This window comes from Effusibacillus sp. SKA8 (genome assembly GCF_058273125.1).
The window spans coordinates 20,697-33,850 of record NZ_JBZCSF010000017.1 but is presented as its reverse complement, the minus strand read 5'-3'; the positions used below and the strand labels follow the sequence as shown (position 1 = coordinate 33,850).

Annotated in this window: 15 protein-coding genes and 1 pseudogene; 2 read left to right on the top strand and 14 right to left on the bottom strand. The window is 56.0% G+C overall.

Going from position 1 to position 13,154, the window contains the following annotated elements; all coding sequences use genetic code 11:
* Nucleotides 1-18 precede the first annotated feature (18 nt).
* A complete protein-coding gene (locus AC4ED1_RS13140) occupies nucleotides 19-2,358 on the bottom strand; it encodes a hypothetical protein (protein ID WP_490939329.1) in 2,340 nt (779 codons plus the stop codon).
* Nucleotides 2,359-2,579: 221 nt separating this feature from the next.
* On the opposite strand from AC4ED1_RS13140, the gene AC4ED1_RS13135 reads away from it, so the two are divergent.
* Nucleotides 2,580-2,663, top strand: coding sequence for a putative holin-like toxin (locus tag AC4ED1_RS13135; RefSeq protein ID WP_490939367.1), 84 nt, complete (start codon nucleotides 2,580-2,582; stop codon nucleotides 2,661-2,663).
* Nucleotides 2,664-2,911: 248 nt separating this feature from the next.
* Here AC4ED1_RS13135 and AC4ED1_RS13130 read toward each other — a convergent pair whose 3' ends face one another.
* The 11 genes and pseudogenes from AC4ED1_RS13130 to AC4ED1_RS13080 form a co-directional block, all read right to left on the bottom strand.
* On the bottom strand, nucleotides 2,912-3,481 hold the full coding sequence (locus tag AC4ED1_RS13130; RefSeq protein WP_490939327.1) for a tyrosine-type recombinase/integrase: 570 nt from the start codon (nucleotides 3,479-3,481) through the stop codon (nucleotides 2,912-2,914).
* Between the two features lie 199 nt (nucleotides 3,482-3,680).
* Nucleotides 3,681-3,957: pseudogene (locus AC4ED1_RS13125) on the bottom strand (HU family DNA-binding protein).
* On the bottom strand, nucleotides 3,881-4,414 hold the full coding sequence (locus AC4ED1_RS13120) for a gamma-glutamylcyclotransferase family protein (RefSeq protein WP_490939325.1): 534 nt from the start codon (nucleotides 4,412-4,414) through the stop codon (nucleotides 3,881-3,883). Before AC4ED1_RS13120 ends, AC4ED1_RS13125 begins: the two are co-directional and overlap by 77 nt.
* A gap of 25 nt (nucleotides 4,415-4,439) precedes the next feature.
* Entirely contained in the window at nucleotides 4,440-5,159 is a 720-nt protein-coding gene (locus tag AC4ED1_RS13115; protein ID WP_490939323.1) for a hypothetical protein, read from the bottom strand.
* Nucleotides 5,160-5,236: 77 nt separating this feature from the next.
* Nucleotides 5,237-5,674 (bottom strand): hypothetical protein, encoded by a 438-nt coding sequence (locus tag AC4ED1_RS13110; RefSeq protein ID WP_490939321.1) that lies wholly within the window; start codon nucleotides 5,672-5,674, stop codon nucleotides 5,237-5,239.
* Nucleotides 5,649-5,777: a DUF6011 domain-containing protein gene (locus AC4ED1_RS13105; protein WP_490939365.1), complete on the bottom strand. Its 129-nt coding sequence runs from the start codon at nucleotides 5,775-5,777 to the stop codon at nucleotides 5,649-5,651. The genes AC4ED1_RS13110 and AC4ED1_RS13105 overlap by 26 nt, the downstream gene beginning before the upstream one ends.
* A gap of 321 nt (nucleotides 5,778-6,098) precedes the next feature.
* Nucleotides 6,099-7,628, bottom strand: a complete 1,530-nt coding sequence (locus tag AC4ED1_RS13100; RefSeq protein WP_490939319.1) for an acyl-CoA carboxylase subunit beta — start codon at nucleotides 7,626-7,628, stop codon at nucleotides 6,099-6,101.
* Between the two features lie 42 nt (nucleotides 7,629-7,670).
* Nucleotides 7,671-8,456: an enoyl-CoA hydratase gene (locus AC4ED1_RS13095; protein ID WP_490939317.1), complete on the bottom strand. Its 786-nt coding sequence runs from the start codon at nucleotides 8,454-8,456 to the stop codon at nucleotides 7,671-7,673.
* 84 nt (nucleotides 8,457-8,540) lie between these two features.
* Nucleotides 8,541-9,461, bottom strand: coding sequence for a hydroxymethylglutaryl-CoA lyase (locus AC4ED1_RS13090; RefSeq protein WP_490939315.1), 921 nt, complete (start codon nucleotides 9,459-9,461; stop codon nucleotides 8,541-8,543).
* A gap of 83 nt (nucleotides 9,462-9,544) precedes the next feature.
* Entirely contained in the window at nucleotides 9,545-9,757 is a 213-nt protein-coding gene (locus AC4ED1_RS13085; protein WP_490939313.1) for an acetyl-CoA carboxylase biotin carboxyl carrier protein subunit, read from the bottom strand.
* A 20-nt stretch (nucleotides 9,758-9,777) separates the two neighbouring features.
* Nucleotides 9,778-11,121 carry an acetyl-CoA carboxylase biotin carboxylase subunit gene (locus tag AC4ED1_RS13080; protein WP_490939311.1) on the bottom strand — a complete coding sequence of 448 codons (1,344 nt, stop codon included), beginning with the start codon at nucleotides 11,119-11,121 and terminating at the stop codon, nucleotides 9,778-9,780.
* A gap of 166 nt (nucleotides 11,122-11,287) precedes the next feature.
* Here AC4ED1_RS13080 and ymfI point away from each other — a divergent pair, with 166 nt between their 5' ends.
* A complete protein-coding gene (ymfI, locus tag AC4ED1_RS13075) occupies nucleotides 11,288-12,064 on the top strand; it encodes an elongation factor P 5-aminopentanone reductase (RefSeq protein WP_490939309.1) in 777 nt (258 codons plus the stop codon).
* Nucleotides 12,065-12,094: 30 nt separating this feature from the next.
* On the opposite strand, the gene AC4ED1_RS13070 is transcribed toward ymfI, so the two are convergent.
* Both AC4ED1_RS13070 and AC4ED1_RS13065 read right to left on the bottom strand, forming a co-directional pair.
* Nucleotides 12,095-12,571 carry a hypothetical protein gene (locus AC4ED1_RS13070; protein ID WP_490939307.1) on the bottom strand — a complete coding sequence of 159 codons (477 nt, stop codon included), beginning with the start codon at nucleotides 12,569-12,571 and terminating at the stop codon, nucleotides 12,095-12,097.
* 100 nt (nucleotides 12,572-12,671) lie between these two features.
* On the bottom strand, nucleotides 12,672-13,085 hold the full coding sequence (locus AC4ED1_RS13065; protein ID WP_490939305.1) for a pyridoxamine 5'-phosphate oxidase family protein: 414 nt from the start codon (nucleotides 13,083-13,085) through the stop codon (nucleotides 12,672-12,674).
* Nucleotides 13,086-13,154 lie beyond the last annotated feature (69 nt).

Sequence of the window (13,154 nt, the reverse complement as noted above, 5' to 3'; positions counted from 1 at the left end):
ATTCTAACACACGGCCATTTATACGTCTACCCGATCCGGATCGATTCTCCGTTGGTGTGTTGAACCATCGATTTTTTCGATAGTTCTCAATGCCGGCGCCTTTCTCCTATTGGAGCTCTTTTCCTTCATTGTTTTCGGCTGAGGTTCATCTCCGTTTTGTTCTCCGGTTGATGGCAAGGTTTTATTTGCAACCGGTTCTGAAGGAGACACGCGCGGCGTTTGGGTATCCTGTTCGGGAACGGTCGATTGAAGCTCAATCGCGCTGTTCGGTTCTGTTTGCTTTGACTGATTCATCTGGACGGCAACCTCTGGTGCGGGCGGCAACGTCTGATTGGTTTCTCCCGCCACCAAAGGAGTGGTATCCGGATTCACCGCATGGGCCTGTGTTGTCCCTGAATCGACATTGCGTCCGATACGCCCGGCAGATCGCTTCGCCGAATCCGCGGTTTCAAGCTGCCGGGATTGATTTGGACGATGTGATTGCTCAGTCTCGTCCACTCTCTGCTCCTGATCTTGCGGCTGAAGAGTCTGCTGCCCCTCCATCCGCCGACTCGCGGGATCGTCCCGGAGAATCGCCTCCCAATGTTCCGGTTCGAGAGTGGGTACATTCGACCATTCCGGACGATCCGGATCGATGCGTGGGCGGTTGGCCGCATCCGCGTTTCCGCCATCGCCTTTTTTCTTCCTTGGCTGTTTCTCTGGCTCATTCCACTTCTCTTTTGCCCAATTGAACCATTTGCTGGTCGTTCGGTACCCCCGGACCGCCATTTCTCTGGGAGTTTCTGTCGCAATGGTCAACGCGGCGCCGGCAACGTCACCCCGAATCGCCTGTTTCCCGGCTCGCCGCAACACTTGTTTCATCAAGCCGCCATTTCTGCCATTTCCGCTGGCAATCTCGACCGTATCAGGATTTTGACGACCGGGACCCTGGCGTTGACCTTCCGCCGGTACGCTGACATCCCGGTCAGGATCCACGCGCCTTACAGGTTGGGATTGGGGAGTTGGTGACATTCCGCTGCTTGCTCGCTCCGCCCCCTCCCCGTTTGTTCCGAACATCCCAAGCGCACTCCCTGTGACCATCCGCACCGGTTGCATGCGTTTCCAGATCCGGGACAAAATCCACAGCGCCAGCACAAATACCACGGGATACAGCAGGATGGACGCGATCACGCTCCCGGCGACTGCTCCTTGTGCGGGTCCAAACACCTTGAGAACCAGGAAGGTGAGGCCGATATAGGCGCTCAACGCAATCCGGATCAGCACCGATCCGCCCAGTGCCTTGAGCCACCAGCGGAACATGACATGGCTGTATCCCCACGGCAACAAGGCGAGAGGCAAAATGATCACACCGGCGATCATCGCGGCCAGATACAGAAGATAGGCGAAGTTCAGCAGAATCCCCAAGGCCAGCATATACAAAGCCGCGCAGAACGCGGAAACCAATGTAAAGATTGACAGAAGCAGCCGATAGGCGGCGGAAAAGGCCGCTCGCGAATCAGGATGATCGTCCTGATTCAAAACGGCCGCCAACTTGTCCCTGGGTTTCATTCCTTCCGGAAAAGGGAGCAACACGTCCCGCCAAGGTGTCGCAGGGGTAATGTTCACCCCGACGGATTTGTCGCTCAAAATGCTTTCCACTTTGTCCGCATCTTCTCCAAGCGTTTTTCCGACCGTGCCCACTTCTCCCAGTTGCCAGGGGGTGTCAATCAGCCGTTGCCAGATTTCCTTGTCGATGTTGGCGGCCGCCTTCTGATAGGATCTCACACTATCCGGGTGTTCGACGATCAGCTGGGTCGGGCGCTCGATGATCCGCACATCGGAAAGCGTCAAATATGCGGATCGGCTCGGCCTCAGCCAGCTCTTCCCCCCGCGGGTGATCACCTGCACCGGAAGCGGATCGGGCAAAGTGCCTTTTGGCTCGGATAGGCCACGGAAATAGGGCTTCCGAAGCCACCACTCAATGTCTTGCAGCGACGCTTTTCCCAGACGTGCCATCGGAGCCAACTTTGCGATCCACTCTTCCGTTGCTTTACGTGCTGCTTCGAGGCGGTCTTCGGACAATACGTCCTGGCCCGTCAGAAAACGGTTCTTCACATCCAGCACACCAGTAGCAGCCTGCCGAAACCAATCCTTCCAATTCTCCATCGTCAGGTCAATGGTTATACGCTGGCGGTTCAGCGGTACGACGATCAGGTTGACCCGATGAAAGGGCAGGTAGTACCGCAGATAGTCCTGGACTTCCTTCTGGTGTTCCCGCCAAACCGGGTTCTTGGATCGTCGGCTCATCTCCCTCATGATCTCGTCAGCGGACCACTGTTTCGTAAGAAGAAAAATCCACAACTCCCCGGAAAGGCTCATCAGGCCCCTCGTCACCCGGTCGATGGCCTGCTGTTTGATATGGGTAGGCTGGAAGGCATACGGCTCTGAGAGGGAGAAAAAGGCGTAAGGTGAAGACTTTAAGGGGAATAATTTGAATAATTTGGATTGTGGATGGGAACTGACGGCTGATATACTATACTTGTACAATAGAATCGGTTCTCAAGGGTGGTCGGCTCACTCCCTCGAAAGGGGGTGAGGCCATGACAGTATACGAAACCATTTCTTTGATGATTTCGTTCGGGCTGTTGCTCGTTGCCATACTGTCGTTCCATAGACGGAAATAGACCGCCCTTGTCCAGAGGATTGCGGTCTATTCCTGATCGTCGCTCCAATTGAGCCGACTGCCCGAAGGCAATCTATTGTACCGACCGTAGGTGTTGCAGCACCTGCGGTCGTTTTATTGTACGCTGAGAACAAAGCTTCTATCCCCATTATGGCGTATGATTGCAGGTGAGTCAAGGAGCGTCGGATCATTCGGTGGCTTTTTCTTTCTTAACTCGCATATCTTTTCGGGACATGGCTGATTCTCCCGTTATTCCAAAAACGCCTCTGCGACTGCCTTCTCCAACTCGTTCTCGGTCGGCTTGGCATATCGGCGAGTCATGTTCACATCTGTATGTCCTGCCAATTCCGCAACAGCCGCCAGATCCATCCCACTAGAAACCAAGGCACGACAAAAGGTATGTCTCAAAGCGTGGGGATGAGTCCCATATTTTGCTAAAATACGCTGTATCTGCCGGACAGAAATCCTCTTTCCATAGTTCGACAAGAACATAGCGGAATCCCGGTCCTTCCGTACGGACAGATAACAAGACAGATGATGCCGAACTTCTGCCGGGAGTGGAACCGGATCGACACCGATCGACAATTCCAGACCTATGTGCGACACATCATCATCCACAAATGCATGGCCTTTCAGCCCGTCCAGAATCGGTTTGACGGCCGCAAACGCGTTGTCCAGATCCCGTTTTCGTCGGTTGGGATAATAAAGTCGAATCTGGATCATAGGATGCTGGAACCGGGGTTTTCCGGCCTCCAGCCATGCCACCCAGGCATATTCGGCCCACTGTCGGCGAAGATCATGCCGTTTGGCCCAATGCATGCGTTCCTGAACATTAAGTCCCGGTGGTTAGAAGGTTTTACCGCCGAAATGATCGTTCCCACTCCCCGAGGGCTCCCAGCGCCAAAAGGATCCAAAGCATTGTACTGGTCAGCTTTCGAATCAAATCGAGTAGGAGGGGGCGGCTAACCCCCTTTCACTAACAAAAGGGGGTGGGAGAAAAAATCCGAAGCTTTTCGTCCTACGCTTGGCAAACCTCTTTGAGAACCTTCCCGGCCTTGAAAACGGGCACCTTGCCCGCCGGAATTTCGATTTCTTTCCCCGGTTTTGGGATTTCGGCCAACCCGCGCGGCCCGTTCCCGCACCTCGAAAGCGCCAAAACCAGTAAGACTGACCTTATCGCCGGAAGCCAATCCTTCCGAAATAGATTCAAAGACTGCATCAACGGCTGCCGCCGCATCTTTTTTGCTCAAACCCGATTTTTCCGCCACTTTGGAAATCAATTCTTGTTTGGTCATAAAATCTGCACCTGTCCTTTCGTAGAAGATTTTGTTTGAGTTTTTCCCGGTACTCCCGACTGAGTACCTGGGCACCGTCCCAAATCAGCTTCGCATACTCCCGGGACGGCTGAAACTCGACCGGCGACTTGTCCACGATCTCGTACGTCCAGGCCCATCGCCACCGTTCGCCTAAACCTTCCGGATACACCCGGACACGCCGGCGCCGGTACACGTACGGAGCCCCTTCCCGCAGGTCGAGCGCACGAAAATCTGAAACCTCGTACAACACGCCTTCGACATACTCGCCTGGCTCCCGAACGATGTCGGCAACACCCCCTTCCCTATGATAGGAGTAGCGGGAGAACGCCAGGCGGTAGTTTTTCAAAACGGCCGTACCAAGATAGAGAGCCGATACACCGCTTCGCGCCAAGTCTGCCCGGTTCATACAGGAGCCATATGCGAAGTACAAAGGCATGGCGCTCCCCCTCCCTTCTTTTCAATCATTTTTGCTGACGCCTAAAACCGATATACTCCTTCTTCCTTTCAGAGATCGGCACCCAGTTTGGCTTCCAGGTGGCCGGATCCGGAACTTCGTCCGGCTTCACTTCGTGATACCCCATGTACGGCACCCCATGGGTCACATACGGGCAGTTCGGGCCCGTTTTTTCGTCCAGTTCCTCTTCCCACGATTTGCAGTACAGCCATTCTTCCCCGTTTTCCTCCCGGACAACTTGGCGGAAGACACAACCCTCACATCCTTTTTTCCGAACGGGCCCCTCCCCGCTCCAGGTCGGGTACTTTTCATAGAGCTTGATGTATCCCGCCTTGATCAGGCTGGCCACTACCGTCCACGGGTCCCAGCCGTCCAGGATCACCGGGTCGTCAGGGCTGGCAAACTCCAATCCGCCTGCCTCTTCCTCCTCGTCCCGGTACCGGCTGACCGCTGAATCGTAAAACGGCCCCACACCGTCATACACGGTGGCGCGGACCCCCATCATCGCCAACGGGCCCGCCGCAATGTCCCGCAGGCATTTTACGCCGAGGAGGTAAAAGGTATGGGTATCATAGACATCACTGAAATACTCGTGAATAACCAGATCCATCAGCCGGGAGGGATTGGCCGCCTCCCCTCTTCGCCCGTCGGCAAATTCGATATAATAGGGCATCGTCGGCTCCCGTCCAGATTCCAGCCAATGACGACGTTCCTCGATATTCACCACCTGCACCGCCTCCTTTTTTTCCTCGGAAAAACAATTTATTTTCTTGTAGTATAATATTATTTTTTTCTATTGTCAAATTATCTGACCCTCCCCCTTACCCACAGCCAAGTGGCTGCCAAACGGTCTTGTGGATTGGCCAGAACATCCAGAAATTCGCGGGCCAACCGCAGGGCCCGCATGTGGCGGCACCCTTCCCGAGCCAGTTCCGGATCCCGGGAGAGGCGATGCACAAAGTGCGGGCAGGTACAGTCCGATTCGGTGACCTGGTACCGACCGCCTCCATCCGATTCCACCCAGGCATGGTCGCGGTCAATCCATTCGACTTGAGTTCGTTCCTGATCGAGATTGCAGGTGACGCTTTCCACCTCCACATAAACGGGTTCCCGACTTGGGTGTGTCCGTTGTCGGAGTTGGTTCAGGTAGGCTTCCCGAACCCGGGTTTCTATCGCCCTCTGTCGTTCTTCGGGAGACATGGCGTAGGCGATTTGCTCATCCGGTTCCGCTTCTCCCCGCATGACCCGTTGAACATTCCTCCAGCGCTTGGCGCACTTTCCTGGAGCAGACGGGACCCACTCCCTGCAGAATGCTCAGGCGGCTGCGTAAAGGTCTGTGACACACCCTGCAAATGGCTGTTGTTCCAGTAGGCAAAAAAATCCCTCTCCTTTCCTGATTGATTCATCCATGCAGGGGAGAGGGAGAAAAAATCAGTATTCCGTTGATCGCGTAAACATCCTCAGTTCCTTTAATTTTTCAAGAGCTGGACGATTGGCCACGATATAAGCGTCATCGTGCCACTCTTTTTGTCCGTGTATGTAATCAAAAGAGGAGGCCCCAGCGTTGGAAACCTCCCCGTTCCTTCCGGCACCGGACATCAACCGGCCCGGCAACGGCAGCAGCCCGTTCCCCTCCGGCGGAAGACGCCCTGATGCCGACACTCTCTCATACCGGGTACACCGGATGTTTGCGTTCCGAGAACACGAGATACTTCGAAGAATAAGCTGCAAACCGCTTCACCAGTTCTTCCCTGAGCGAATTGGCGGGGATAATGCCGTCGATCACCATTTCGGAAGCCAGACGGTAGATATCGATATCCCGGCGGTACTCCTCCCGTTTCGCTTCGATAAACGCGGCCCGCTCCGCTTCCGGCAGTTCCGCGATTTTGTTGGCGTACACGGCGTTGACCGCCGCTTCCGGCCCCATCACCGCAATTTGCGCCGTCGGCAGCGCCAGGCAGCAGTCCGGTTCAAAGGCGGGGCCCGCCATCGCATACAGGCCGGCGCCATAGGCCTTCCGCACAATCACCGAAACCTTCGGCACCGTTGCTTCCGACATCGCGGAAATCATCTTGGCGCCGTGGCGGATGATACCCGCCCGTTCCACCTTCGTTCCGATCATGAAGCCCGGCACATCGGCCAGAAACAGCAGCGGAATGTGAAACGCGTCGCAGAGGGTGATGAATCTCGCCGCCTTGTCCGCCGAATCGTGGAACAATACGCCGCCTTTGACCCGCGGCTGGTTCGCGACAATCCCCACCGGTCTGCCGTCCATGCGGGCCAAACCGGTGATCAGTTCGCCGGCGAACAATTTCTTGATTTCAAAAAACGACCCTTCGTCAATGATGCGGTCAATCAGCTCATACATGTTAAAGGGCGCGTTCTGATTGGCCGGTATGATCTCCTCCAGCGTCTTGTCGAACCGTTTCGGCGCTTTCCCTTCCCGCACCGGCGGTTTTTCGGAAAAATTGGCCGGGAAATAGGACAGGTATTGGCGAGCCAACGCGATCGCTTCCTCTTCACTGGCTGCCAGCACGTCCCCGCAACCCGAGACGGAGCAGTGCATGCGGGCTCCGCCCATCTCTTCGAGCGTCACCTTTTCCCCGATCACCATTTCCGCCATGCGGGGCGAACCCAAATACATGGAAGCGTTGCCGTCGACCATGATCACGATGTCGCAAAACGCGGGAATGTAAGCGCCGCCTGCGGCGGAAGGCCCGAATAACAAGCATACCTGCGGGATCTTCCCCGACAGCTTCACCTGATTGTAGAAAATCCGCCCGGCACCGCGCCGTCCCGGAAACATTTCGATCTGGTCCGTAATTCGCGCCCCGGCCGAATCCACCAGATAGAGCAACGGCACCCGCAGTTTCTCGGCCGTCTCCTGGATGCGGATGATCTTCTCAACCGTCCGCGCCCCCCAGGAACCGGCTTTTACCGTCGAATCGTTCGCCATGACGCACACAATTTGCCCATTCACCTTGCCGATCGCGGTCACCACGCCGTCGGCCGGCAGATCTTCCGCCACACAGTTGGCAAACAACGCGTCTTCCAGTTCAAATCCCGGATCGAACAACAACTTCAGGCGGTCCCGGACAAACAGCTTTCCCTGTTCCGCATTCTTTTCGTGATATTTGGGCGCGCCTCCCTGTTTGATCTGTTCGACGCGCGCCCGCAGTTCGTTCGCAAACGACACGGCTGCTCCCACCTTTCTTCCACCGATATAACGTTGTTTCTCTTACTCTCCCGTATAGCGCGGCGCCCGTTTCTCCCGAAACGCCCGCAGCCCTTCCAACCGGTCTTTCGTCGGAATCGTCACTTCATACGCGTTCATCTCGATCGCCAGTCCCGTGTGCAAATCCACCTCATAGCCTCTGTCAATCGCGTATTTTGCCTGCGCCAACGCGACCGGCGCGTTGCGGACGATCTGACCGGCAATCTCCAACGCTTTGTCAAGCAGCGCCCCGGCGGGGACGACATATTCAACCAGCCCGATGGCAAGCGCTTCCTTCGCGTCGATTCGCCGCGCGGTAAAAATCAGTTCTTTCGCCCGCCCTTTCCCGATCAACCTTGGCAAGCGCTGGGTTCCGCCGGCACCCGGTATGATCCCGAGCGACGTTTCCGTCAAACCGAACTTCGCCTGCTCGGAAGCGACACGGATATCGCAAGCCAGCGCCAATTCCGTTCCGCCGCCGAACGCCGCCCCGTTTACGGCTGCGATAACCGGCTGCGGCAGCGATTCCAGATCATTGAGGTTGCCCCGGATCAAAGACACCGTTTTGCGGACCTGCGTCGTGTCCATCCCGGCCCGCTCTTTTAAATCCGCTCCGGCGCAAAACGCTTTTTCGCCCGCTCCGGTGACGATCACGCAGCGGACAAAGCGGTCGAACCTGATTTCCCCGATCGCCTCATGCAGTTCGCAAAGCATCTGCAGCGACAGGGCGTTGGCCGCTTCCGGGCGGTTTAGCGTGATTGTCGCGATTCCGTCCTCCCTTTTCGATACCAAAACCGCTTTGTCGTTCATGAATGCCTCTCCTTTCATCCCGATAACAGCCCCTCGATAAGCGGCCTCCGAAACAGTTCCCGCTAGTCTCCCGCTTATCCCTGTTTACCCCGGGCACTTGTCACCCACAGCATTTCCGGCGGCCTGCAGGTTGTGGCTGGGCAGCGGACGCCCCACTTTTGCCTGGATAAAGCGGGCGGCGGACAGCAATTTTTCCCGGTCGATTCCCGTTTGCACCCCCATCCCTTCCAGCATGTACAGCAAGTCGTCGGTTGCCAGGTTGCCGGAAGCTCCCGGCGCGTAAGGACAGCCTCCCAAGCCCCCCACAGCGCCGTCAAAGATCCCGATGCCCATGTCGAGCGACGCCAACACGTTGGCCATCGCCGTGCCGCGGGTGTCGTGAAAATGCATCGCCAATTTTTCTGCAGGGAAACGTTTCAGGAGGACTTCCAGCATCTCCTGCACCTGCCTGGGATTCGCGACGCCGATGGTATCGCCAAGCGACAACTCACCGACTCCCATTTCAAACAACCGCTCCGCCACCCGGATCACCGCATCCGCACTGACAGGCCCTTCGTACGGACAGCCAAAAACGGTCGACACATATCCCCGCACCTGAATCCCTGCCGCCAACGAATCTTTGACCACTTCCTGCAGCACGGGGAACGTGTCCGCGATCGATTTGTTGATATTCTTCAAATTGTGGGTCTCGCTGGCGGACATGAAAACGGCCGTTTCGTCGATGTTTGCCGCAAGCGCGCGCTCAAGCCCTTTTCGGTTGGGCACCAGTGCGGTGTAAGTCACCCCCGGCACCCGCTCAATCCCTTTCGCAACCTCAAACGCGTCGGCAAGTGCGGGAATCCATTTCGGGTTGACAAATGAAGTGATCTCGATATATTTCAGCCCGGAACCGGACAGTTGGTCAATCCAGGCAATTTTGTCTTTTGTCGCAATGAACGCCTTTTCGTTCTGCAACCCGTCCCGCGGCCCCACTTCCCTGACAGTTACAGTTTCCGGCCACCGCACAGGCACGCCCCTCCTCCCCAACCATAAAGTGATAAGCCCATCAAGTGATAAGCCCGTGCTCCTCATCACTTCGGTGGATTCGCCTATACCAGTTCGACCAACACGTCCCCTTCGTTGACAAAATCGCCTTCGTTGATCTTGACTTCCTTCACCGTACCGGCAAAATCGGCCGCTATCGGAATCTCCATCTTCATCGACTCGAGAATCACCACATCCTGTCCGGCTTCCACCTTGTCTCCCGGCTTCACAAGCACCTTCCACACGTTTCCCGCCATGCTCGCCAATACCTGATTCATCTTGCATTCCCTCCATTTTCTTATTTGCCCTGCAAGTGATCCGCCACGAACCCCGTCGTAGTGTCCCCCGCCCGAAAGGCCGGATGCGCGGCCACTTCTCTCAGCATCGGAATGTTTGTCTTAATGCCTTCCACTTCATATGCGGCAAGCGCAGCTTGCAGACGATCGATCGCTTCTTCACGGGTGCTTCCTTTTACCACGAGCTTTGCAATCATCGGATCGTAAAAAGCAGTCACGACCGAGCGTTCGCTCACCGCCAATTCATGCCGAATTCCCGGGCCCTCCGGCGTAACGAATTTCGTGATCGTCCCCGGAGAAGGGAAAAATGTCTTCGGATCTTCCGCATAGATGCGCACCTCAATCGCATGGCCGTCGCGTTTCACCTGGTCCTGGTCGAAGCCGAGAGGCTCGCCGCAGGCGATCCGCAGTTGCCGCTCAACCAAGTCCAGCCCCGTGATCTCTTCCGTCACCGGATGTTCCACCTGCAAGCGCGTGTTCATCTCCAGAAAGTAAAAATTCTTTTCCGCGTCGACGAGAAATTCGATCGTTCCCGCATTGCTGTATCCCAACGATTTCGCGGCTTTTACCGCCGCTTCTCCCATCTTCAGGCGGGTTGCCTCATCCAGAAACGGGGAGGGCGCTTCTTCCACCACTTTCTGGTGGCGCCGCTGGATGGAACACTCCCGCTCCCACAAGTGCACGGTGTTCCCTTGCTTGTCGGCCAGAATCTGAATCTCGATATGCCGGGGGCGCTCAATGCATTTTTCGATATACATCGCCCCGTCCCCGAAAAAATCGGCCGCCCGCTTTTGATTGCCGGCAAACGCCTTGCGCAGTTCCTCATCGCTTCGCACGATCTGCATCCCGATGCCGCCGCCTCCGGCCGACGCTTTCAGCATTACCGGATAGCCCATGCCGTTTGCCACTTTCACCGCTTCTTCCGCGTCCGCCAGCGGATGGGCGATGCCGGGCACCACCGGCACTCCGGCTTCTTCCATTGCCTTGCGCGATTCGATTTTGCTGCCCATGCGGGCAATCACGTCCGGCGACGGACCGATGAACACGATCCCCGCCTCTTCGCATCTGCGCGCAAAAGCCGCATTCTCGGACAGCAGCCCGTATCCGGGGTGAATCGCTTCCGCTCCCGTTTGTTTCGCGATTTCAAGGATCTTGTCGATGTTCAAATAACTCTCGTTGACCCGCGGTCCCCCCACCGGATAAGCCTCGTCGGCCATTTTTACATGCAGCGCCTCCGCGTCCGCCTCCGAGTATATACCAACCGTTCGGACGCCTAAGGCCCTACAAGTTCGCATGACGCGAACCGCGATCTCTCCCCGGTTTGCAATCAGGATTTTCGAAAACATGGCGATCCCCCTGTCGATGAATCTTCCAACTCTCCTTTTATTTTTACTTCTACAATATACACGAAAAATCCTCTCATGAACGAGCGCTCGTTCATTATTTCTTTTTTCCGCGATTCCTTTTTTCCACAATTCATGCTAAGCTTAGGGACAAGATGAGGAAAAAGACATGAAAGAGGAATTGGAAGTGGACAAGATCCTACGACCCTTGGCGGGGCAAACCGCGATCGTGACGGGCTCCTCGCGCGGCATCGGGCGCGCCATCGCGATGGAATTGGCGGAACTCGGCGCCGCCGTGGCGGTCAACTACATCCACTCGAAAGAATCGGCGGAAGAAGTGGCGGCTGCGTGCGAAAGGATCGGAGCAAAGGCTCTCCCGGTACAAGCGGACGTGACAAAAAAAGAGGACGTCGCCCGTCTGGTCGAAACCGCCTCTTTCTACTTGGGCAAACCCGATATTTTGGTGAACAACGCGGGAATCGCCAGCCACAGCCTGTTGATCGACACCACCGAGGACGAGTGGAATCGGGTGATGGCCGCCAACTTAAAAGCCCCTTTTTTGTGCACGAAAGCAGTGCTGCCCGCAATGATCCGCAAGGGGTACGGACGCATCGTCAACATGTCGTCGATTTGGGGGATCGCCGGCGGCTCGGGAGAAGTCGCCTATTCCGCCGCCAAAGGGGGATTGATCGCATTTACGAAAGCCCTCGCGAAAGAGATGGGGCCGTCCGGAATCACGGTCAATGCGGTTGCGCCGGGCATTGTGGAAACCGACATGACAGGAACGCTGAAACAAGCGGACCTGGAAATCCTTTCCCGTGAAACCCCCGTCGGCAGGTTGGGAACTCCGGCGGACATCGCTTCGGTCGTCGCGTTTCTCGCACTTCCCTCTTCCGGCTTTATCACGGGCCAGGTGATTTCCCCCAACGGCGGTTTTATCACGTAATCCGGCGTACCCCAAAATAACAATGGCTGACTACTGCCAGACATTGTTTTGCGGTTCGGATTTAATTATGTAAAACGAACAGCCCCGGTGATCCCAGGCTTGTTCCGCCATATGCACCGTCAGATCGCCTTTCGTCACATGCTTGTAGAGATCCGCCAAGCTGGTGAAAGGGATCAGGAACCGGTTGAGCTTTCCCAGTGTCCACTCACCGCTCTCGGCGACCTTCACCTTCCCCGCATAGGCCAAATTCAGGCGCTCCGACAGATCATCCCCGACAAACGTTTCCACCACGGCCGCATATTTGTATGCCGTATCGACAAACAGCATGTGGCGCGTTTCTTCGCCCCCCGCTTTTGCTTGGCCGAGAATCTCCAGCGCGGTACACAGTTTTTCCGCTGCCTCGACCTGTTTAAACTGTTGATACGCCTCCGTGATGTCTCTTCCCGCCGAGTCGAAAACTTTGCCATTCTTCATCGTCAATGGAAAGAGAAACGGTTTCTCCGACAAGTAAAATCCCTCCTACCGGCCGTCCCCGCGCCGGTTCGCGCCAAAATCTTACTATCCATTATCCCTTTTTTAACGCGCTGTAAACTTCCGAATCGCATTTTTACGCCAATTTTTTGTCGTACGTCTTTTCGTATTGGGGTTCCGCCGACAACTTGGCCCCGTAGAACATGATGTCCCAGACCTCGTCGACGGCGATATCCACCTTGACCATTTTCAGCGCAACGCCTTCCAGGTTCTCCGTATCCGCTTTCGCGACGCCGCTGATCGAGTAGCACGAATCGGGACCCAGAACCACAACCGAAACGCGTCCGTCTTTGTTGATATTCGACACGACGCGGGAACGCGGGTCAATCGCGAAACGGATCAGTTTCGGATGAATCGCAAGTAGCCAAGAGATCGCCGCCACATTCGGCGCTCCCGTTTCAAAATCGGTTGTATGCAGCAGGACCAGTTTTTCCCCCTGGAGAAAGTCCACCAATTCTTGAGACAGTTCCGTTTCCACTTTTTCGGCCATAGGAATCCCCTTTCCACAATTTTGCAGGAGCTTTTGCCCTGATTATACCATTTCTGCCGCAATCGAAAA